Here is a 20270-nt window from a genome sequence, read left to right on the forward strand (position 1 = left end):
TGCCTCCTTACCGGCGGTAGTAGTCTTCGACGTTGAGGAAAGCCCGAAGACCCTCCGGCGTCGCGGTGCGGATGGGATCGTCTTCGGCCGCGACGGGTCCGCGCCAGGCGGTGAGGCGCAGCGGCGTGACGGTGTAGTCCGGCCGGGGATCAAGCACGTGGGGCACGTTGGCGATCACCACGATGACGTCCATTTCGGCGCGCAGGATCACCTCGCGACCAGGCTCGAACGGGCCGATCTGCGGTTCGATCGTGCCGTCATCCCCAATCTTCGCGCCCTTGAACAGGGTGATCGCGGCGTGGATGTCGCGGCGCTGGAGGCCGTGCTTGGCGGCGCCGAGCAGGAAACGGTCACGCCCGTTGGGGAACTGGCCGGAGTTGCGCCCGTCGCCATACTTCGCCGCGTTGGTGTAGGCGTTGGAAGTGCCGGAGAACGTATCGTGCGTGCCGCGCGTCGTGTCCTTGAAGATGCTCATCAGGACACGGCCCATGTCGGAGAGCAGGAACTTGCCCTCGGCGAGATAGGCGTTCCACTGGATCTTCACGGTGTCTGCAAAGCTGTAACGCTCGGTCGGCATCTCGGCGTTGAAGATCTGCAGGCTGGCGCAGGCATCGCCTTTGGTGTCGATCAGCCGCAGTCGGCTCCCGCGCGGCAGCCGGCGGGTGGCATAGCCGCCGGGGGCGACGGTTTCTTCCCAGAGCAGGTCGGACGCGTCGACGTCTTCGGGCAGGTCCGGCGCGGCGGGGGGGAGGATCGGCATCGCCTCGACCACGGTGCCGCCCTGGGCGCGGGCGTGATCGCGGGCGGCGTTGGGGTTTGCGAGCGCAGTAGTCATGCGGCGGCTCCCTGCGGCGCATCGGCTTCCGGCTCGTAGAGCTGGGGGAGGAGCGCGGTGGTGGTGACGAGTTCGAGCTGCTGGACCCCGCGCACGCGGCGCAGCGCATCGGAGAGGTCCTTGAGGCGGGCGGCGGGGCCCTGCACGAGCAGCACTTCGAGCGACTGATCATCCTCGAGGAAGACATGCTGCGAGGAGATCACTTCCTTGAGGTAGTGCGCCTGCGTCTGCGCGAGCTGGTGGCGGACGCGGCCGCGCTCGCCGCGGTAGACGAGGGTGATCGTGCCGGCGAGCATCTCGTCGGGCCGGGTGAACGCCTCGTGCGCGGCGAGCGCGTGGCGGATCAGCTCGGCCATGAGCTGCGAGCGCGAGGGGAGCTGGCGCTCGGTCACCATCATGTCGAGCTTGCGGAACAGTTCGGCGGGGAGGCTCATGCTGAGCCGGGCGAGGCCGGGGGTTGAGCCGAATGTTGTGGGCGTCATTGCCATTCCTCTCAATTCGTGGCCGCGACAGGTGTTGGCTGGGTTTCGGGTTCCGGCGCCGGGACCGGAGGACCGCGCAAGGGCAGGTCGTAGACCGCCGTCGCGCCGTAGCGGTGCGGCGCGTGCGGATCGTGGCGGCGCTTGTCGAGCGCGAGGACGCGCGTGCCGAGCGTGAAGGCTTCCTTGATATCGTGCGTGACCATCACGACAGTGAGCGAATAGTCGCGCCACAAGCGGGTGATCAGGCCATGCATGTCCGCCCGGATGCCGGGGTCGAGCGCGCCGAAGGGTTCATCGAGAAGCAGGATGCGCGGGCGCTTGATCAGCGCCTGCGCGATGGCGAGGCGCTGCTGCATGCCCCCCGACATTTGCGCCGGGTAGAGGTGGAGGCTGTCGCCAAGGCCAACGGCTTCGAGCATCTGCGTCGCTTCGGCTTCCGCCTTCCGGCGGGCGCCGCCGAACAGGCGCGCGGCGAGGGGCGCGGCGGGGCATTCGAGGCCGAAGGTGACGTTGCCGAGCACCGTCATATGCGGGAAGACCGAATAGCGCTGGAACACGACGCCGCGATCGGGACCGCATTCGGGGCGGAGCGGCTGCCCGTCGAGCAAGACCTGCCCGCGCGTTGGCGCTTCCTGCCCGAGGATCAGGCGCAGCAGGCTCGACTTGCCCGCGCCGGAAGGGCCGATGATCGAGAGGAACGCCCCTTCGGCGACCTCGAGGTTGACCTTTTCGAGCACGACCTTGTCGCCGTATTCGACCCAGACATTGCGTAGCGAGAGCAGCGCGTTCACCGGGCGTCTCCATGGGCCCAGGGGAAGGCGCGGCGGCTCAGCGCATTCAGCGCGACGTCCATCACGATGGCGAGCAGCGCGATCCACGCGACGTAGGGTATGATCACGTCCATCGAGAGATAGCGGCGGACGAGGAAGATGCGGTAGCCAAGGCCGATGTCGGAAGCGACAGCTTCGGCGGAGATGAGGAATACCCACGCCGGGCCGAGTGCAAGGCGGATCGCCTGCAGCAGCCGCGGCATCGCTTGGGGGAGCGCGACGCGGGCGATGATCTGCCATGAATTGGCGCCAAGCGTCTCGGCCTTGATGATCTGCTCGCGCGGGAGGCTGCCGACATGGGCGGCGATGTCGCGGATCATCACCGGCGCGACGCCGATGGCGATGAGGACGACCTTCGAGGTCTCACCCAGCCCCAGCGCGATGAACAGGATTGGGAGCAGCGCGATCGGCGGGATGACCGCAATGCCGGTCACCAGCGGGCTCAGCGTTGCACGGACCGGCGGGATTGCCCCGATGAGAAGGCCGAGGACGAGCGCGAAAAGTGTCGCGATGCCAAGGCCGAGGCCGAGGCGCTGGAGGCTGGCGAGCGTATCGGCCCAGAACACGAGATGGCCGGAAAGCGGATCGGGCGTGGTGAGGAGGCCGGCCATCGCCGTGAACATGCCGCCGGGGAGGGGGAGGATCTTGTCCGACGGGTTCGCCGCGTGCCGCGCTGCCGCCATGATCAGGTAGATCACGAGGAGCAGCACGATCGGTGCGCCGCCTGCGATCAGGCGGTCCCGTTTGGAGAAGTGGCGGTTGATCAGCCGCATCGGCTCAGATCTTCCCGTCGGCGGCGAGCTTCATGAAGCTGTCGTCGAAGCGCAGGGTGACGTGGTTCTTGTCGCCGAGTGTCTTGCCGCCGGGGAAGGCGATGCCCACAGCGTCCGCCGTTGCCGCGCCCTTGAACAGCCCGCGCGCGAAGCTGAAATCGCGCACGCGGGTCATCGTGGTGACGAGCGCAGGTGATTGTGCGGCGGCGACCGCGGCCTTCGGGTCGGTGTAGAGGAAGGTCGTCTTGAGCTGGCTGTCGAAGGTTTCGGGCGCGGCCCCTGCCAGCTTGGCCATCGCGGCGCGCGCGGCCTTGCCGTCCGCATCCTGCTTCATCATCAGCTGGACGGTATCGTACCAGATGCCCGCGAGCGCCTTGCCGAGATCGGGATTGGCCTTGAGCGTGGCGGTATCGACAACGAGCAGGTCGAGGATTTCGCCCGGAATATCGGCCGAGGAAAAGACCTGCGTGACGCCGGGCTGCGCGCGCATCACCGAAAGCTGCGGGTTCCAGGCAACGGCGGCGGTGACATCGGGGCTGGCGAAGGCGCCGACGATGTCCGCATCGGCCGTGTTGACCGTCTTCACGTCGGTCATGCCCATGCCTGCCTTTTCGAGGGCGCGCGCCAGAAGGTAGTGCGAGACCGAGAGCTCGACCAGATTGACCGAGCGGCCCTTGAGTGCGGAAAGGTCCGCGGCGCCCTTTAGCAGCACGCCGTCGTTGCCGTTGGAATAGTCGCCGAGAATGACCGCCGTGGTGTCCTTGCCGCCCGCGGCCGGGATCGTCAGCGCGTCCATGTTGGCGAGGGTGACGCCGTCGAGCTTGCCGGCGGTGTACTGGTTGATCGATTCGACGTAGTCGTTGACCTGCACGATCGTGATCTTGAGGTGGTACTTGTCTTCCCACTTCTTCACGATGCCGGCTTGCTGGGCATAAGGCCACGGCATCCAGCCGGCATAGATCGACCAGCCGATGCTGAATTCGGATTTCTTTTCAGTGGGAGCGCCGCCTCCGCCGGAACACCCCGTGAGGGCGAGCGTGGCGACAAGGGCCGCAGCGAGGAGCGAACCGGTGATCCCTCGGGTTTTCCTGGTGGGAGAGGTGGCTGACACGATTCTGTCTCCTTTCGCAGTGCAGCATTGCGAGAAACAATCTGCTTGTCCACGGCAAAATGTTACGTTCCGGAAAAAACGTAATACCACCTTGGGCCGATGCCCTGTGGAGGCTGCGAATCGGGCCCCATAAACCGTGGCTTTCTGTTGATTCGATGCAACGCTGCAGCGAACCGGGTGTGCGATCTCGCGGCTGTTTGGTGAGCCATCCGGTCCGGAAAAATCAAGGATTTCCGCACTGCAGCGAGGATCGAATAATACCGGAGTTGCCGGGAATTATTACGCTTGACCTGTTATGTAATATCGATAGCGTAACTGAAATGTCGCAAAGGAGCTGGTCCATTGCGGCGCCAACAATAACACTTTGAGTCAGGCAATAGTATTGCTTGACCACGTTAAGCTGCATGAATGGTATTCGTGCAGAATGGTGTCGTGCGAATTCGGCAGGTGGTTCTGAAATCGCCTGGCGCCGGTTTGTCATGATTTGCTGGATGATCGGCGGTTCGGGTGGAATTGCCTCTTTGGTCATCTGGTGAAGCTGCGAGTTGGGGCGCCTCTTCGGAGGCAGATTGAGGGATTGACATGGCGCCAGTTCCACAAGGGGCGGCGCTCCCCGGCAACAAGGGGGAAATCAGGGACTGGATGTCACTTCGAAAAGGCTTTCACGCAGTCAACGCGGGGGCTCGAGTGACCAAGAAAACCTATAAGACAACGCTGGCCAAAAAGGCTCTGTATGGTGCGACGATCCTCATGGGCAGCACCGCATTTCCCGCTTTCGCGCAGACGGACCCGGCTCCGGCCCCGGTGAGCGACGCGCCTCAGGCCGCGGCAGTCGAAGACAACAGTGCCATCGTGGTGACAGCGACGCGGCGCGCGACTTCGCTGCAGGACGTGCCGATCAACATCACCGCTCTGGGTTCCGAACAACTGTCGCGCCAGCGCATCGACGACATCCGCGACATTGCCGATTTCACCCCGGGCGTGACGATTGCCGACACTGGCCCGGGCTCGACCGGCACGATCGTGCTGCGCGGCCTGAATGCCTCGGATACCGACGCGACCGGCAACAACTATGACAACGCGTTGGGCGTCTACCTCGGCGAAGTCCCGATCTACTATGACTTCAAGATGCTCGACATCGCCCGCGTCGAGACTCTGCTCGGCCCGCAGGGCACGCTCTACGGCCTGGGCACGCTGGCCGGTGCGATCCGCAACATCCCCAACCGGCCTGACACGAACAAGTGGTCGGCGGAGTGGCACGGACGCGTCTACGGCAAGAACGAGGCCTCGAAAGTCGGCTATCAGGTCGACGGAGTGATCAACATTCCGATTGTCAAGGACCGCATCGCGTTCCGTTCGGTGACGGGATACTACTACGATCCCGGCTTCATCGATTACACGCGCATAGTGAAGACACCGGGCGTCTCACTCCCGCAGGAGCCGGGTTCTCCGCCGATCACGCAGGCGTTTGCTGACGCCAATCTAACTACCCGCAAAGATCTCAACTTCGAGAAGACCTTCACGACCCGCAACCAACTGTTGTTCCAGATCACGCCGGATCTGTCGGTTGACTTCACCTACGCCTTCCAGCGTACGAAGACCGGCGGCGGGCAGTACAACAGCGATTTCGTGTTCGGCACCGGCAAGTATGAAAGCGCGGCGCGTTATGCCGAGCCCGTGAACCGCAATGCGCACCTCGCCAGCATGGAAATCAATGCCAATGTCGCCGATATCTTCGATCTCGTAGCGACGACGGCCTATACGAAGGTCAACAACAAGCGGGTCGGCGACAACACCGACCTGCTGCTTGATCTGGACTATGATTACGAGTTGTTCCCAGCGTTCACCAGCTTCAACGAGAGCGAAAACACACGCAAACAGTTCAATCAGGAAATCCGCTTCGTCTCGACCCACGGCGGGCCGTTCAGCTGGGTGCTCGGCGGCTTCTTCAACCAGCAGAAGCTGCAGGCGGATTACCGTGAGCGCGTGCCCGGATTGCCGGGCGTCGACCTGGCGACCAATCCTCTGGAGCTCGAATATGTCTCCTACAACCGCGCCAAGGTGATCGAGAAGGCAGTGTTTGGCGAGGGCACGTTCAAGATCACGCCGGAATGGCAAGTCACGGCTGGCGGCCGCTATTTCAGCTACACTTCACAGGTTTCCGGACGTGCGGTCGTACCGCTTCTCGGCGATCCGCTCAGCCCCTATGATGCAGACCCCGCGGGCGGTCAGGCTGGCCAAAGCGGTGGGGTGTGGAAGTTCAACACCTCGTACAAGTTCACGCCGGATGTCATGCTCTATGTGACTTACAGCAAGGGCTATCGTATCGGCGGACCGAACACGGTTGCGCCTTGCATCTTCCCGCTCAAGCCGCCGCCGTTCCAGAACGTTTGCGCGCTGCCGAACGAGCAGCAGTATGGCCCGGACAGCACCAAGAACCTCGAAGTCGGTATTCGCGCCGAACTTTTCGACCGGAAGCTGACCTTCAACCTGAACGCGTTCACGATCAGTTGGGACGGCATCCAGCTGGCCTCGGCAACGGTCAACGGCATCGTCGGCATCACCGTCAATGGCGGCAAGGGCAAGTCGGACGGCTTCGACGCGTCGTTCCAGCTGCGGCCGATCGATGGGCTGTCGATCCAGGGGACGTATTCCTACACCAACGCACGCCTTACCGAAGATGTTGTCGGTCTGATCCCGGTCAACGATCCGGCAGGCGTCTATCCGAGTTCGCCGGCCCGGATCAATGCGCTCAAGGGCGACCGTTTGCCCGGATCGACCCGCAACAGCGGCAGCCTCGGTATCAACTATACCAAGCCCGCGTTCGGCGGCGATCTGACGGCGGACTGGACCGCGACCTACCGCGGCGATGTGGTGACGCGCCTTGGTTGGGACCGCGCCTTTGGCGACAAGCTGCCGGGCTTCGTGCTGCACCGCGCCTCGCTCAGCTGGCAGAACGATACGTTCACGGTGGGGCTGTTCGCGAACAACATCTTCAACAAGTACGCGGTGACGGCGGTCTCCAACGACCGTTCACGCGTCGGGCTGAATGATGGCGTCCGCCTGCGCTACTTGCGCAACACGGTGATCACGCCGCGCACCTTCGGGCTGGAGATGCGCGTCAAGTACTGAGCTTGGGAAGAGGGTGACTGCACAAAAGGGGGCGGGGTTGATCCTCGCCCCCGATTGCGCAATTCTGCAGCAATAAGACAAGTTGCAGGGCAGGAACGTGAAAAACCACAGGTGAGGAGTGGTGCGTCATGAGTTCGGGCATCAAGAGGCTGGCGGTCGATTGCATCCCGCCCGCGACAGTGGCGGCAGTGGTGGCATTCTGGGCGTGGGCGCCGGAAAGCCTCGTCGCGAACCCGTGGACCCTGCTTGTGGTCAACAGCGTGGTGACGGCCTTCGTGCTGGGGCTGGAGCTGGTGTTCGAGCGGCATGAGGGCTGGCGGATCAACCGGCAGGAGTTCTTCACCGATCTGTTCTACTTCGTGCTGATCAACACGGTCATCTCGCGCATGGCCTATATCCTGTCCGAGGCGCCGCTTCATGCGCTGAAGGAAGCCTGGGGCATCACCACGCCGTGGGTGACGGCAATGCCGTTCCTCGCGCAAGTGGCGCTCGTCGTGTTCCTGTGGGAGTTCGGCCAGTACTGGATGCACCGGCTGATGCACAACTGGGAGCCGTTCTGGCTGACCCACGCGCCGCATCACCACATCACCCAGCTCAACGCGATGAAAGGCGCGGTCGGCAATCCGATCGAGCTGTTCCTGATCAGCCTCGGGATTGTCGCGCTGCTCGATGTTTCGCCCGCAGCCTATCTCTGCGCCTTTGCGGTGACCAATGCTGTGGCGACGTACGCCCATGCCAACGTGAAGAGCGACCCGCCGCTGTTCTACAGCTTCTTCTTCACGACGATCCGCCACCACAGCTTCCACCACTCGGTGGGCTATGAGAACACGCGCTGCAATTATGGCAATTCGCTGATCCTGATCGACCGGATGTTCGGCACCTACAAGGAAGGCGAAGGCATTCTGGTGGGGCAGGACGACCGGCGCCGGCTGACGATCTGGGAGCAGTTCGTGTTTCCGTTCAAGCCGCTGATCGCGATGGTGGAGAAGCGCAAGGGCGCGTCCACCGCCCAGTGAAGATCCAGGCGTGAAGACCAAAACGTGAGCGCTGAGCCGGCCCGGATTGCAGCCATCCGCCGGGCGCTGAACCGGGGCGATCTGGGAGCCGCGGAGCAGCTTGCGGCGAGCGCGGTCGCGGCCTTTCCCGATGATGCGGAAGCGCGCTTCCTGCTCGGCATGACGCGGGCGGAAGCGGGGCGGGTGAGTGCCGGGATTGCCGATGTTGCGCAGGCCGTGGAGCTTGAGCCGCGCGGCAGTTTCCGGGCGCAACTGGCGCGGCTGCAGATCATGTTGCGGCAGGATGGCGCGGCGGCGGCGACATTGGCGGCAGCCGAGCAGGCGCTGCCGGAAGATGCGCTGGGCCGCGACACGATGGGCTGCGTCTACGCCCGGCTTGGCGAGCATGCCGCTTCGGTGCCGCATTTCCGCGAGGCGGTGCGGCTCGCCCCGGGCAATGTTTCGTTCCACTACAATCTGGCCGCGGCGCTCAATTTCATCGGCGACATTGCCGGAGCGGAGGTTGCGGTAGAGGCTTTGCTGGCCATCGATCCCGATTACGCGCGCGGGCATCACCTGCTCGCGGGCCTCAGGAAGCAGACGCCTGAGAGCAACCATGTCGCGAGGCTCGAAGTGGCACTTGCCCGAGCCGCTGCGGGTGATGCGCGGCTGCTGATCGGTTATGCGCTGGCGAAGGAACTAGAGGATCTGGGCGAGCAGCAGGCCGCCTTCGCCCGTCATTCTGCCGCCAATGCCGAGCACCGGGCGCGCCTGCCCTATACGTTCGCGCGCGATGCGGCGAATTTCGATGCCATCGAGCGGGTCTGGCCGCGCGTGGCTGCCGCCCCGGTGCAAGGAGCGCCGCAGGATGCACCGATTTTCGTGATCGGCATGCCGCGTACCGGGACGACGCTGGTCGACCGCATCCTGTCCTCGCACCCCGAGGTGTGGAGCGCGGGCGAATTGCAGGCAATGCCGCTCGCGGTGAAGATGGCCTCGGGAACGCGCAGCCGGAAGGTGCTGGATGTGGAGACCATCGAAGCGGCCGCCGGGGCCGATCTCGGCGCGATCGGGCGCGACTACATGGCGCGGGCGCGCACCCATGCCGGGGCGCGCGAGGGGCGGTTTACCGACAAGTTTCCGGGCAATTTCCAGTACGCCGGGTTCATCGCGCGGGCGCTGCCGGAGGCGCGGATCGTGTGCCTCAGGCGCCATCCGCTCGATACGGTGCTGGCGAATTTCCGCAATCTCTTCGCGATCTCCTCGCGCTATTACGACTACAGCTACGACCTGATGGACATCGCGCGCTACTATGTGCGGTTTGACCGTCTGATGGCCTTCTGGCGCGCGGCGCTGCCGGGCCGCATTCTTGAACTGGGCTACGAGGATCTGGTCGCCGATCAGGAGGGCCAGACGCGGCGTCTGCTCGCGCACTGCGGGCTGGCGTGGGACGAAGCCTGCCTCGACTTCCACCGCAACACCGCGCCCGTCTCGACCCCCAGCGCGCAGCAGGTGCGGCGGCCCATGTACAAGGATTCGGTCGCGCGCTGGAAGGCGCACCGGGACGCGCTGGCCCCGGTGATCGCCTACTTTGAAAGCGAAGGCATCGCTATCTAGCCGGGCAGGCGATGGTCTCGCCGACGCCTTCGATGCTGGCACCGCGCAAGGTGAGCACGAGGCCCCTGTCACCGGCGATGCGCAGCGGCGTACCGACCGCCTTGAAGTTCGCTCCTGCCTCGAGGAAGCAGCGCAGCGGGATGCGCACCGTCATCGGACCGGCAGGCGGGGTGATCTTGAGCGTGGCGCCCGCCATGGTTACCGCGATGGGGCCGGCGGCAGCATCGAGCTTGCCTTCCAGCTTCAGCGCGAATTCCTCGTCAAGCTGGCGCATCAGATCGACCGGCGGGCCGTCGATGCCGATGGCGCCTGCTTCGCTCCACACGAACGCTTGCGCATCTTCCTGTGCGCCGAGATCGACCGCGCGGGCGGCAATACCCGGATCGAGGCTGAGGTGCCAGGGGGAGGGGACTTTGCCGAGCGCGAAATAGACGCCTTCGCTGGCCGAGGCGACGAGATCGACCTTGGGGTCTTCGTTGACCGGGCCGACCGCCGCCTTGCTGGCATAGGTCAGACCGTACCCGGCCGCGAACAGCGGGGTCTTGACCGGCGAGACCGCATCGGCCGGCCAGGGGAAGGACAGCTTGCCGGTAAAGCCGCGGGCAGGCTTGCCATCCTTGCGGGCGACGAGGACATCGGCGACGCCTTCGCCTTGGGTGCCGGGAAGCCATGCCGCGACAAACGCATCGGAGGCGTTGATTTCGGGACCGGTGAACAAGGGGCGGCCCGAGAGGAACACCGAGACGACCTTGATCCCTTGCGCCTTGAGCTTGGCGAGCATGGCCGTCTCGCCCGCATGATCGCGGAAGGCGATGTTGGGCATGTCGCCCTGGAATTCGGCGTAGGGCTGCTCGCCATATACGACGACTGCAACGTCGGGCCTGTCGGTGAAGCTGCCGTCTGCCGAGAGGGCTGCGCTGCCGCCCGCGTCCTTCACGGCTGCGGCGATGGCGCGGCCGATGGTGTGGCCCTTGGGAAAATCGGCGGCGGTGGTGTCGGTACCCTGCCACGTGATCGTCCAGCCACCGGCCTGCATCGCCATATTGTCCGCGCCCGGGCCGGTGATCAGCACTTTGGTGCCGGGCTTCAGCGGGAGGACGCCGCCGTTGTTCTTGAGGAGGACGAGCGACTTGGCGGCGGCTTCGCGCGCGACCGCGAGGTGTGCATCGCTGCCGACGACCGAGGGATTGCCGCGATCGACCGGATGCGCGCCGAGCAAGCCGAGCTTGGCCTTGACGCGCAGGATGCGGGCGACCGCATCATCGATGCGCGCCATCGGCAGCGAGCCATCCCTGGCCTCGCGCAAGGTGGCTTCGTAGAGGCCCTTCCAGCTGTTGGGCGCCATCGCGAGGTCGAGACCGGCAGTGAAGGTTTTCGGGCAATCGGTGACAGTGCAGCCGGGGATCTGGCCGTGGCCGTTCCAATCGCCGACGACGAGGCCCTCGAAGCCCATCCGGCCCTTGAGCACGTCGGTGAGCAGGCTCTGGTTGCCGTGGTTCTTGGCGCCGTTCCAGCTGGAAAAGCTGGCCATCACGGTCAATGCACCGGCATTGATCGCGGGCGGATAGCCCTGCGCGTGCTTCGCCACGAGTTCGCGTTCGGAAACCAGCGCGTCGCCCTGGTCCTTGCCGCCATCGGTGCCGCCATCGGCGAGGTAGTGCTTGGCCGTGGCCGCGACGCGGTCGGCGGCGAGCGGCTTGCCGGGCAGAAGCGCGCCTTGCAGGCCGATGGTCATGGCCTTGGCATAGCTTGCTACCAATGCGGGATCGGCCGCGTAGCCTTCATAGCTGCGGCCCCAGCGCAGGTCCTGCGGCACGGCGAGCGTGGGCGCGAACGTCCAGTCGATCCCGCTGGCGGCGACTTCGATGGCCGTCACTTCGCCGATGCGCTGGATCAGCGCGGGATCATGCGCTGCGCCGAGCCCGATGTTGTGCGGGAAGATCGTCGCGCCCGGCACGTTGGAATGGCCGTGGACCGCGTCGATGCCGAAGAGGATCGGAATGCCCGCGCCTGCCTTGACCGAAGCCGCGCGGAACTCGTGGACCAGCTTCGACCACTTGGCCGCATCGCCGCGCTCATCGCCGTAAGGGCCGGAATTGCCGCCCGCGAGGATCGAGCCGAGCGGGTATCGGGCGAGGTCTTCGGGGGTGATCGCGCTGATGTCCGCCTGGATCATCTGGCCGACTTTCTGCTCGAGCGTCATCGCCGCGATCATGCGGGCAATGCGGCGCTCGGTCTCGGCGCTGGTGATCGCGGCGGGGCTGTGCGCGGCGGGCCAGAGCGCGGGATGGGCCGTGCTGGAACGATCGGCGGTCGCAGCTATGGCGCTCCCCGAAGCCAGCAACATGGCAGCCAAAAGCGCGCGCCGAACCATCATTCCCACCCTTCCCTTGTATTCTGTGAACGTTCTCAAGCGCGTTCGTCGCATGAGAAAGCATCAAAATCAAGCGGTGGTTTCAGCTATCGGAGTCCGGATCGGAGCGAAGTTCGGCCAGCAATGCTGCAGCAACAAGCGCAAGTGCAGCAAACATCAGAAACAGCCCCGAAAAGCCGAACCACGGCACCAAAGCTATGGTGAACCACGGCATCACCAGCGAGGGCATCGTGTTGGTGAGATTGAACAGGCCGAGATCGCGCCCACGCCGGTTGCTGTCGGGCAAGGTGCGCAAGGTCTGCGCGGAATGGAGCGCGAGGAAGATCGAGGTCGAGAAGCCGAACACGGCATAACTCGCGATGCCGGCCGGAACACTCGTCGCAAGCGCCATCCCGACAAGGCCGATGGGCGCGACGAGGGTGCAGATCACCAGCGGCAGGAACGGGTGCCGCCGCTTGTCCGCCCACCGCCCGGCAAGCAGCGCGGCGGGAGCCGACAGCACGAGAACCGTGCTGAATACCCGCGCGGTGAGGTGATCCTGCACGCCGGGATCGATCGAGCGCAGCCAGAGGTAGAGGAACGAGAACAAGGCAGCCTCGGCAACTTGGACCAGCAGCCGCGCCGCCCACATGCGGATGGCAGCGTGACGGCGGTTCTGCGGTCCTGTCCGCGGCGTGGCGGGCACTGCCGGGGTGTTGGCTCCGGCACGGTTCCACATCAGGAGCGCCGGGAGCACTGCCGCTGCAACAATGGCTGCGACAACGACTAGCCGGCCATCGGCGGTCGCGAGGCCCGGGATCGTGACCACTGCGCCTGCCAGCGCGCCAAGGCCGGGGGCAAAGGCCAGCAAGCCGCCGAGCAGACCCTTCTGGCCATCGGGCACGCAGTCCGCACCCCATGCCGCCAGCGGCGCCAGCATCATGTTCAGCCCGAGCTGCCACAGCACCACGACCGCGATGATCGCCTGCAGGCTGTGCGCCGCAGGGACGACGAGCAGCAGCACGCACGACAGCACAAGGCCGAGCGCGACCCACGGACGGCGCGCTCCCGTTATGTCGCTCAGCCAGCCGAACAGGATATGGCCGAGGCTTGCCGAGATTGCGCCGCAGAAGGCGATGGCGGAGAGCCACATGATCGCCTGCTCGCCCGGCACCAGCGCGGCGATGCGTACAGGCAGCAGGATGGTGAGGAACGGGACATAGGCAATCGCGCCGCCGGCCCATGCGAGCGCATAGAGCACGAGGAACCACAAGGGCTGGCGCAGCGGGGCCGCGCCGGGCTGATCAGGCACTCACGGTTTGCCTGACATCGGCGATCGAACCGCGCGCGACGAGGCTGGCGGGTATCACGGTGACCGCCTCGGGCAGGCAATCGCCCTTTTGCGCCGCGATGATCAGTTCCACCGCCTTCGAGGCGGTCGCCGCGATGGGTTGGTCGACTGCGGTCAGCGGGGGCTGGGTGAACTGCATCATCGGCGTGTTGTCGAAGCTGATAAGCGAAAGATCGCGGGGCACGGCAAGGCCCGCCTGACGCGCGACTTCGAGTGTTGCCAGCGCCATCTGGTCGCTGCTTGCGATGATGGCAGTGGGCGGGTTCGGCAGGGAGAGAAGGGCACGCGCGGCACATTCGCCCGAGGCGTAGGTGAAGTCGCCTTTCTGCAGCAGATCGTCTGTCGGCAGTCCGGCCTCTGCCATCGCGGCTTTCCAGCCGTCAACGCGCCAGCCGCTCAGGTTGTATTCCGCCGCGCCCGCGATGAAGCCGATGCGGCGGTGGCCGTGATCGACCAGATGGCGCGTGGCGGTGGCGGCCGCGCCTTCGTCGTCCATCAGGATCGGCATCCCGGCATCCCTGGCCTTGGAGCCGATGCGCGCGAACGGGATCTGCTGATCGGCAAGGCAGCGCACGATCTGCGGATTGTCCGAGTGTGGCGGGGTGAGGATGATTCCATCGGGCTGCAGCGCGGCAATCGCGGCGAGGAGTTCGCGCTCGACATGGTCGCTGTGCGTATCGACCAGTTCGACGATCATCCGATAGCCATGTTCGGCACACTTGAGCATGCCGCCGAGCAGCATCTGGTCGACCCAGTCGGTGCCCTGCCGCGCGCGCCAATCGGCGATGGTGCGGTCGCGGTCGTTCAAGGCGAGGATCAGATACGAGCGCGAACCGCTCATGCGCTGGGCAGCGATGGACGGCACATAGCCGAGGCGCGTGATCGCCTCCTGCACGCGTTCCTTGAGTTCGGGGCGGACGTTCGGCTCGTTGTTGATGACGCGGCTGACGGTCTGGAGCGAGACCCCGACATCTGCCGCAACGTGCCTGATCGTGACCGCCTGACGACGCCTCGCCATGCGCTTACTCGCTCCCCGCTGGTCCGCCCGGCGCAGTGCTGGCGGTCATTTCCGGCTTCTGCCAGACGCGCACCCAATCGATCAAGAAGCGCTTGGGAAAATTGGCATTCGAGATGCCCTTAAGCCCCCGAGATTCCGCAAGCCCGCCACCGAAGGCAAGGTTGAGGATGAGGTGAAAGGGCTGGTCGAACGGCGCGCCCGACGCGTTGGAGCCGGAGGTGAACCACTCCTCGCGCTTGCGGACGGCATAAGTCTCGCCGTCGAACTGCCAGACGATCTGGTCCGGTTGCCATTCGATGGTGTAGGTGTGGAAGCCTGAAAGCACGGCAGGGCGGTGGACTTCGTCCCCCTTGTGCGCGTTGCCCGGCCAAGGCTTGCCGAAGTGGAGAGTGCCAAGGATTGTGTCTTCCTTGCCGCCGGGGCATTCCTTGCACGGCACGCCAAGGTTGACGGCTTCGAGGATATCGATCTCGCCAGAGGCCGCCCATGGGCCATAGGTACTGGCTTCGGGGAGCATCCAGATGGCGGGCCAAGTCCCCTGGCCTTTCGGCAGGCTGGCGCGCACCTCGATGCGGCCATAGCGCCATGCGGCCTTTCCGCGCGTGGTGAGGCGGGCGGAGGAAAAGTCGCGCTTCACCAGATCGCCCGGCTTTGACGGATCCCTGCGCTGATTGGCGGGGAGGGCAGGACCAGTCACGTTCTCGCGCAGCGCGGTGATCACGAGCGCGCCGTTTTCGATGCGCGCGTTGTCCGGCCGGTCGGAATAGCACTGGCGTTCGTTGTTGCCGCCGCCCCAGCAGTCGACATCGAAGCTCCATTTCGAAGCATCGATGGCCGGGCCATTGAACTCATCCGACCAGACGAGTTGCCAATCCGATGCAGCCTTCGCTTGCAGCGGCAATGCCAGCGCGACGAGCGTGAGCCAGTGCCGGATCACGCCGCCCGCGCCTCTTGCGCGCCGCAATACTGCGCGACATAGGCGTGGTGATCGGGAAGCCCCGCCACCGTCTTCGCGACGCTGTCGCGCAGACCCGCGAGGAGATGCGCGAGCTCGGCATCCGACAGCTTCGTGGCGACGGGGTGGTAGCTCTTCGGCATGATGCCCTGGCCCATCATCACCTGCACCCAGCTGTTCTCGACGAAGAGCTCCTCGTTCTTGCGGAAGACGCGGCCGGTTTCGCGGAACAGCTCGATCTTGTGAGTGAGGCTGTCCGGGATATCCATGCCCGCGCACTGGCGCCAGAACGGGCTGTCGCGCCGGTCGGTCGCCTTGTAGTGGAGGATAAGGAAGTCGCGGATCTGCTCCATGTCGGTGAGCTGCTGATCGTTGAATTCCGCGACATCACGCGGGCTGATCTCGCCCATCGGCATCATGCGCACGATGCGCAGGATGGCGCGCTGGATGAGGTGGATGGAGGTCGATTCCAGCGGCTCCATGAACCCGCCGGAAAGCCCGATGGCGACGCAATTGCGGTGCCACTGCTTGCGCCGCGCGCCGGTGGTGAAGCGGATCACGTTGGGCTTGGTGAGAACCTCGCCTTCTACCGTGCCCAGCAGCCTTTCGAGTGCGGCGTCCTGCGAAAGATAGCGGCTGCAATAGACGATGCCGTTGCCGCCACGATGCTGCAGCGGAATGCGCCACTGCCAACCCGCATCATGCGCGATGGCGCGGGTGTACGGCACCGGCGGGCGGACGCTGGCGGTCTGCACGGCGATGGCGGAATCGCAGGGCAGCCAGTGCGTCCAGTCGTCATACCCGACGTGGAGTGCGCCTTCCATCAGCAGCGCGCGGAAGCCGGTGCAGTCGAGGAACAGATCGCCCTCGATCCGCTGGCCGGATTCTAGCCGCAGCGCGGCGATGTCGCCGGTCTCGGGATGAAGCTGGACTTCGGCGATCTTGCCCTCGACGCGGCGGCAGCCGTCCGCCTCGGCCAGCTTGCGCAGGAACACGGCGTAGAGGCCGGAATCGAGCTGGTAGGCGTAGTTGATGCGGTTGTCCGGCAGGTGCGCGAACTTGGACTTCATCGCGGCCTGCAGTTCAATGCAATAGTCGTCGTAGCTCGCCTTGTGGCCCTTCGTCAGGCCGTGCATCCAGAAGTGCTGGAAGCCCGCGCTCCAGTGGTCGCGGCCGGTGATCCCGAACGAGTGGAAGTAGTTTTCCCCCTCCACGCGCCAGTTCTCGAAATTGATGCCGAGCTTGAAGGTGGCCTGCGTCGCACGCATGAAATCGGCCTCGCCAATGCCGAGCAGGCGATTGTAGGCAACCAACGGCGGGATCGTGCTTTCACCGACGCCGATCGTGCCGATGGCTTCGGATTCGACCAGCACGAGCTCGATCGCATCGCCCATCGTGCGGGCAAGCGCGGCGGCAGCCATCCATCCGGCGGTGCCGCCGCCCGCGATCACGACACGGCGCTTGGCGTAAGTTCCAGTCATTTGCTGAGTGTCCTTAGCAGAAACGAACGGAGGCGTCCGGCGGCGGCAGGATCGAGCGGATCCAGAATGCCGCGCCCGCCTTCGGAGAGATGGGCGGTGACGTCGGGGCCATTTTCGAAGACGTAGTGGTCGAACAGCGCGCGCCAGATCGCCTTGTCTTCGGCCGGCAAGTCGCGGATCGAGAGGATCGCGTGGTTCAGGGCGTCCTGCGGTTGCCCGAGCCAGCGCGGCGTATCGCGCCACCAGTAGTTCATCAGCACGTTGAACGGAGCGAGCCCCTCGACATGATGCCACCACATCGAAGGGATGAACAGCGCATCGCCCGGCTCCAGCACCGCGACTTGCGCATGCGCGAGCGCCTCGGCAAAGCGCGGGTGCAGATCGAGATCGGGCGCGTGGAAATCGACCATCGAAACGGCGCGCCCCGCGGGGGTATTGTCGATGGGCCCGAGGTGCAGGTTGGCGAACTGGTCCGGCGGAAACAGCGTGAAGCGGCGGCGTCCGGCGGCGCAGCAGGCGAGATTGTCCGGGAAGTCGTTGTGCGCGGCGATGCGGGTGGGGGTGCCGATCCAGAGGCTGACGATCGGCTCCCGCTTGCCGAGGTCGACTGTGTTTTCGGCGGCGACGGTGGTGAAGTGCGTCGGCACGTCGATCGAGCCGAGGTAGATCGCGGGCGCATCGGCGCGGCCTTCGTTGGCGTCCATGCCGCTAAAGATATCCGCCAGCTTGCCGCGCGCCTCGCGGAAATTCATTTCCATGTCGTCGGCGTAGAACAGGCGGCCGTCCTTGCCGGGCTGGCCGAGCGAAACCGAGAACGGGACGGGGCGCGCGCGTTCGACCAGGTAGGCGCGGGCCGCGCGGGCCGACGTCAATCCCGCCTGCACCAGCGGCCAATCTCGCACCAGCCAGCGGATCACGAACGGCGTGCGCGCGCCCTTCAGCATGGCATCGAGCGCGGCGGCATCCTGCACCGTGCGCTCCTCCACCGCAGGCATCGCGGCGAAGATCGAGGCGTCAGCCTCAGCCAATCGCGACCTTGCGGTTCTTGCGTGCGACAAGGCCGCCGAACTGCGCGAGGCTGGCGAGCACCATATAGATGCGCGCAAGGTGTCCCTCCGCCATCAGCGCCGCCAGCGCCTCGCCGTCAAGACCGGCAAGCCGCTCCTCATGGATCGTCTGGAAGCCGACGAGCGTCTGGACCGCGCCGTTGTCGAGCGTGACTTCGAGGCTGAACGGCTCGACGAGGCTGTAGGCTTCGAGCGCGGTGAAGAAGGCCTCGCTCTCATGCCAGGCATAATCGAGATCGCCGAGCATGTTGGCGATGGCTTCGAGATAGGGCGTCGCCGTGCCCGCATCGTCGAACACGCGCATGCCTTCACCGCTGGTGGAAACGCGCGCGTGGCCCATGTCGATATGGACTTGCGGCGGGGCGCCTTCCTCAGCCGCGCGGCCGATGAGGAAGGGTTGTACCGCATGGGCCATCGGGCGGTAGCGGGCTTCCCACATGCTGCCGTTCAGGAACAGGTTCTCGCCCGCCTCGAACCCGAACAGCGCCAGCGCGGCAAGCTTGCCGGTTTCGGCATCGCGGCGGAAAACGATAGGATAGTGCGCCTGAACCTCGCGGAATTCGGCCGGCATGGCAAGGCTGGCCATGACATTGTCGCCATACTCTGCGCCGGCTTCGGTGTGGATGCGAAGCTGGCCGTGGTCGGCGGGGTTGAGGATCTGGTGCTGGCTCATGCGGGTATCCTGGCAGCCGCGGTCTGCGCGGCGAGACGGTCGAGGTAGTCGCGGGTTGTCGGCAGCGCAGCGGCGAGCGCGCGGGCCTTGGCAGCCACATCGGCGAGGCGGGCGGGCGAGGGAGACGCTCCGCTCAGCGGAACCGGCAGGCCCATTCCGTGGAGCACAAATTGCTGGCTGGCGGCGGGGAACATCTCGTCGACACGCGGGAAATCCCATGCCGAGGGTTGCTGCTCGCGCCACAGGGCAAGGCATTCGGCGAGGCGCGGCGGGATCGTCTCGGGCGCGCGCTGGGCCTGCCAATAGGGCTCGGTGCGCTGGCTCGGCACGTAGTGAAGCTTGAGAAATTCGACCACGCGGTCCCAGCGATAGCGGAACAGCTCGTTGAATCGCGCGGCGTGGATATCCATGCTGGCGCGGCTCTGCGGGAAGTTCTCGGCCAGCGCTTTCAGCGAAAGTTCGATCAGCACGATGGCCGAAGCTTCGAGTGGCTCGATGAACCCGGCCGAGAGGCCAACCGCGAGGCAATTGCCGACCCAGAAGCGGTCACGGTGGCCGGTCTTGAAAGCAAGTTTGCGCGGGGTGAGGCTGGCCACGTCGGCGCCGGGCACCTTGGCCGCGACATAGCCGCGCAGGATTTCCTCCGCGCGCTCATCCGAAAGAAACCGCGAGGCATAGACGCAGCCGATGCCCCGGCGGGTGGGCAGGCCGATGTCCCACAGCCAGCCCGCTTCGTGCGCGGTGCCGATGGTTTGCGCGGCGATGGAACTGCCGGGTTCGACCGGGACCTGAACGGCGAGCGCGCGGTCGTTGAACGAGACATCGCTGCGGTCGATCCAATCGGCGCGGCATTCGCCCGCGATGAGGATGCCCGCCTGACCGGAGCAGTCGAGGAACAGGTCCCCCGAGAGCGGCTCGCCATCCCGCAGCATGAGTGCAGCAATGTTACCGTTTGCTGCGCGCGTGACGCCGTTGACATGCGCGGCAATCCGCTTGACGCGCAGGCGCTTGGTGCCGTGCCGCATCAGCAGCGCGGCGAACTTGCCGGCGTCGAGGTGGTAGCCATAGTTCAGTGCGCCGGCGTAGTCCGGCATAGCCCGCTGGCGGGGTGCAAGGTTTGCTGCACAGACAGCATGCTGCGGAGTGATTGCTGCAGCAAACGGACCTTGCTGGCCGCCGGCCTGCCAGCCCGCCGCAAGATCGCGCATGTCGGCGGCCGCTGGCGCGCTAAAGGGGTGGAGGTAGCTGTCGTGCGCCGAACCATCGCGCCAGCCATCAAAGCGCGAGCCTTGCTTGAAGGCGGCGTCGCATTCGGTGAGAAACTCGGCCTCCGGGATGCCGATGGTCGCCAGCGTCTCGCGCATCGTCGGCCAAGTGCCTTCGCCGACGCCGATGGTCGGGATATCGGGCGCTTCGACCAGCGTGATGCGCTTGTCCGGCAGCCGCGCGGCGAGGAGGCACGCGGAGAGCCACCCGGCGGTGCCGCCGCCGACGATCACGATATGCTGGACCGGGTTGCTCATTGAAATGCGACCTTAGCGCACATGGGCCGTGCTTGCCAAAAAGAAGAGCCGCACCGCGCGATGCAGTGCGGCTC

Annotated in this window: 16 protein-coding genes; 3 read left to right on the top strand and 13 right to left on the bottom strand. The window is 65.5% G+C overall.

The window, feature by feature from the left end:
- Nucleotides 1-7 precede the first annotated feature (7 nt).
- The 5 genes from NDB2M1_RS06440 to NDB2M1_RS06460 are packed head-to-tail and all read right to left on the bottom strand — an operon-like array spanning nucleotide 8 to nucleotide 4031.
- Complete coding sequence (locus NDB2M1_RS06440; protein WP_072380621.1) at nucleotides 8-835, bottom strand: urea amidolyase associated protein UAAP1; 828 nt, start codon at nucleotides 833-835, stop codon at nucleotides 8-10.
- Nucleotides 832-1317, bottom strand: coding sequence for a CopG family ribbon-helix-helix protein (locus NDB2M1_RS06445; RefSeq protein ID WP_253185791.1), 486 nt, complete (start codon nucleotides 1315-1317; stop codon nucleotides 832-834). Before NDB2M1_RS06445 ends, NDB2M1_RS06440 begins: the two co-directional genes overlap by 4 nt.
- Before the next feature lie 11 nt (nucleotides 1318-1328).
- Nucleotides 1329-2108, bottom strand: coding sequence for an ABC transporter ATP-binding protein (locus NDB2M1_RS06450; protein ID WP_072380625.1), 780 nt, complete (start codon nucleotides 2106-2108; stop codon nucleotides 1329-1331).
- Nucleotides 2105-2920, bottom strand: a complete 816-nt coding sequence (locus NDB2M1_RS06455) for an ABC transporter permease (RefSeq protein ID WP_072380627.1) — start codon at nucleotides 2918-2920, stop codon at nucleotides 2105-2107. The genes NDB2M1_RS06450 and NDB2M1_RS06455 overlap by 4 nt, the downstream gene beginning before the upstream one ends.
- 4 nt (nucleotides 2921-2924) lie before the next feature.
- Nucleotides 2925-4031, bottom strand: a complete 1107-nt coding sequence (locus NDB2M1_RS06460) for a putative urea ABC transporter substrate-binding protein (RefSeq protein ID WP_253185792.1) — start codon at nucleotides 4029-4031, stop codon at nucleotides 2925-2927.
- Between the two features lie 750 nt (nucleotides 4032-4781).
- Here NDB2M1_RS06460 and NDB2M1_RS06465 point away from each other — a divergent pair.
- From NDB2M1_RS06465 to NDB2M1_RS06475, 3 genes are all read left to right on the top strand, one after another.
- Nucleotides 4782-7163: a TonB-dependent receptor gene (locus NDB2M1_RS06465; protein WP_072380841.1), complete on the top strand. Its 2382-nt coding sequence runs from the start codon at nucleotides 4782-4784 to the stop codon at nucleotides 7161-7163.
- A gap of 128 nt (nucleotides 7164-7291) precedes the next feature.
- Nucleotides 7292-8179 (top strand): sterol desaturase family protein, encoded by an 888-nt coding sequence (locus NDB2M1_RS06470; RefSeq protein WP_054120206.1) that lies wholly within the window; start codon nucleotides 7292-7294, stop codon nucleotides 8177-8179.
- Nucleotides 8180-8203: 24 nt separating this feature from the next.
- The gene (locus NDB2M1_RS06475) at nucleotides 8204-9775 is read left to right on the top strand and encodes a tetratricopeptide repeat-containing sulfotransferase family protein (protein WP_072380629.1); all 1572 of its coding nucleotides are present in this window, start codon (nucleotides 8204-8206) and stop codon (nucleotides 9773-9775) included.
- On the opposite strand, the gene NDB2M1_RS06480 is transcribed toward NDB2M1_RS06475, so the two are convergent.
- The 8 genes from NDB2M1_RS06480 to NDB2M1_RS06515 all read right to left on the bottom strand — a co-directional run bounded on the left by NDB2M1_RS06480 (nucleotide 9768) and on the right by NDB2M1_RS06515 (nucleotide 20196).
- The gene (locus NDB2M1_RS06480; RefSeq protein WP_143146666.1) at nucleotides 9768-12149 is read right to left on the bottom strand and encodes a glycoside hydrolase family 3 protein; all 2382 of its coding nucleotides are present in this window, start codon (nucleotides 12147-12149) and stop codon (nucleotides 9768-9770) included. The two genes, NDB2M1_RS06475 and NDB2M1_RS06480, sit on opposite strands and share 8 nt — an antisense overlap.
- Nucleotides 12150-12231: 82 nt before the next feature.
- The gene (locus NDB2M1_RS06485; RefSeq protein WP_072380633.1) at nucleotides 12232-13440 is read right to left on the bottom strand and encodes an MFS transporter; all 1209 of its coding nucleotides are present in this window, start codon (nucleotides 13438-13440) and stop codon (nucleotides 12232-12234) included.
- Nucleotides 13433-14497, bottom strand: a complete 1065-nt coding sequence (locus NDB2M1_RS06490; RefSeq protein WP_054123449.1) for a LacI family DNA-binding transcriptional regulator — start codon at nucleotides 14495-14497, stop codon at nucleotides 13433-13435. The genes NDB2M1_RS06485 and NDB2M1_RS06490 overlap by 8 nt, the downstream gene beginning before the upstream one ends.
- A gap of 4 nt (nucleotides 14498-14501) precedes the next feature.
- Nucleotides 14502-15434, bottom strand: a complete 933-nt coding sequence (locus NDB2M1_RS06495; protein ID WP_143146650.1) for a glycoside hydrolase family 16 protein — start codon at nucleotides 15432-15434, stop codon at nucleotides 14502-14504.
- Nucleotides 15431-16933 carry a tryptophan halogenase family protein gene (locus NDB2M1_RS06500; protein ID WP_072380635.1) on the bottom strand — a complete coding sequence of 501 codons (1503 nt, stop codon included), beginning with the start codon at nucleotides 16931-16933 and terminating at the stop codon, nucleotides 15431-15433. Before NDB2M1_RS06500 ends, NDB2M1_RS06495 begins: the two co-directional genes overlap by 4 nt.
- Complete coding sequence (locus NDB2M1_RS06505) at nucleotides 16930-17961, bottom strand: cupin-like domain-containing protein (RefSeq protein WP_072380638.1); 1032 nt, start codon at nucleotides 17959-17961, stop codon at nucleotides 16930-16932. The genes NDB2M1_RS06500 and NDB2M1_RS06505 overlap by 4 nt, the downstream gene beginning before the upstream one ends.
- Nucleotides 17954-18673: a SapC family protein gene (locus NDB2M1_RS06510; RefSeq protein ID WP_072380640.1), complete on the bottom strand. Its 720-nt coding sequence runs from the start codon at nucleotides 18671-18673 to the stop codon at nucleotides 17954-17956. The genes NDB2M1_RS06505 and NDB2M1_RS06510 overlap by 8 nt, the downstream gene beginning before the upstream one ends.
- The gene (locus NDB2M1_RS06515; RefSeq protein WP_072380643.1) at nucleotides 18670-20196 is read right to left on the bottom strand and encodes a tryptophan halogenase family protein; all 1527 of its coding nucleotides are present in this window, start codon (nucleotides 20194-20196) and stop codon (nucleotides 18670-18672) included. Before NDB2M1_RS06515 ends, NDB2M1_RS06510 begins: the two co-directional genes overlap by 4 nt.
- Nucleotides 20197-20270: the final 74 nt, after the last annotated feature.

This window comes from Novosphingobium sp. NDB2Meth1 (assembly GCF_900117425.1).
Taxonomy (GTDB): Bacteria; Pseudomonadota; Alphaproteobacteria; order Sphingomonadales; family Sphingomonadaceae; genus Novosphingobium.

What these genes read in the sequence shown, in the direction of transcription:
- NDB2M1_RS06440 (WP_072380621.1), bottom strand. Translation starts at nt 835, where the DNA reads ATGACTACTGCGCTCGCAAACCCCAACGCCGCCCGCGATCACGCCCGC.
- NDB2M1_RS06445 (WP_253185791.1), bottom strand. Translation starts at nt 1,317, where the DNA reads ATGACGCCCACAACATTCGGCTCAACCCCCGGCCTCGCCCGGCTCAGC.
- NDB2M1_RS06455 (WP_072380627.1), bottom strand. Translation starts at nt 2,920, where the DNA reads ATGCGGCTGATCAACCGCCACTTCTCCAAACGGGACCGCCTGATCGCA.
- NDB2M1_RS06465 (WP_072380841.1), top strand. Translation starts at nt 4,782, where the DNA reads ATGGGCAGCACCGCATTTCCCGCTTTCGCGCAGACGGACCCGGCTCCG.
- NDB2M1_RS06470 (WP_054120206.1), top strand. Translation starts at nt 7,292, where the DNA reads ATGAGTTCGGGCATCAAGAGGCTGGCGGTCGATTGCATCCCGCCCGCG.
- NDB2M1_RS06480 (WP_143146666.1), bottom strand. Translation starts at nt 12,149, where the DNA reads ATGGTTCGGCGCGCGCTTTTGGCTGCCATGTTGCTGGCTTCGGGGAGC.
- NDB2M1_RS06490 (WP_054123449.1), bottom strand. Translation starts at nt 14,497, where the DNA reads ATGGCGAGGCGTCGTCAGGCGGTCACGATCAGGCACGTTGCGGCAGAT.
- NDB2M1_RS06500 (WP_072380635.1), bottom strand. Translation starts at nt 16,933, where the DNA reads ATGACTGGAACTTACGCCAAGCGCCGTGTCGTGATCGCGGGCGGCGGC.
- NDB2M1_RS06510 (WP_072380640.1), bottom strand. Translation starts at nt 18,673, where the DNA reads ATGAGCCAGCACCAGATCCTCAACCCCGCCGACCACGGCCAGCTTCGC.
- NDB2M1_RS06515 (WP_072380643.1), bottom strand. Translation starts at nt 20,196, where the DNA reads ATGAGCAACCCGGTCCAGCATATCGTGATCGTCGGCGGCGGCACCGCC.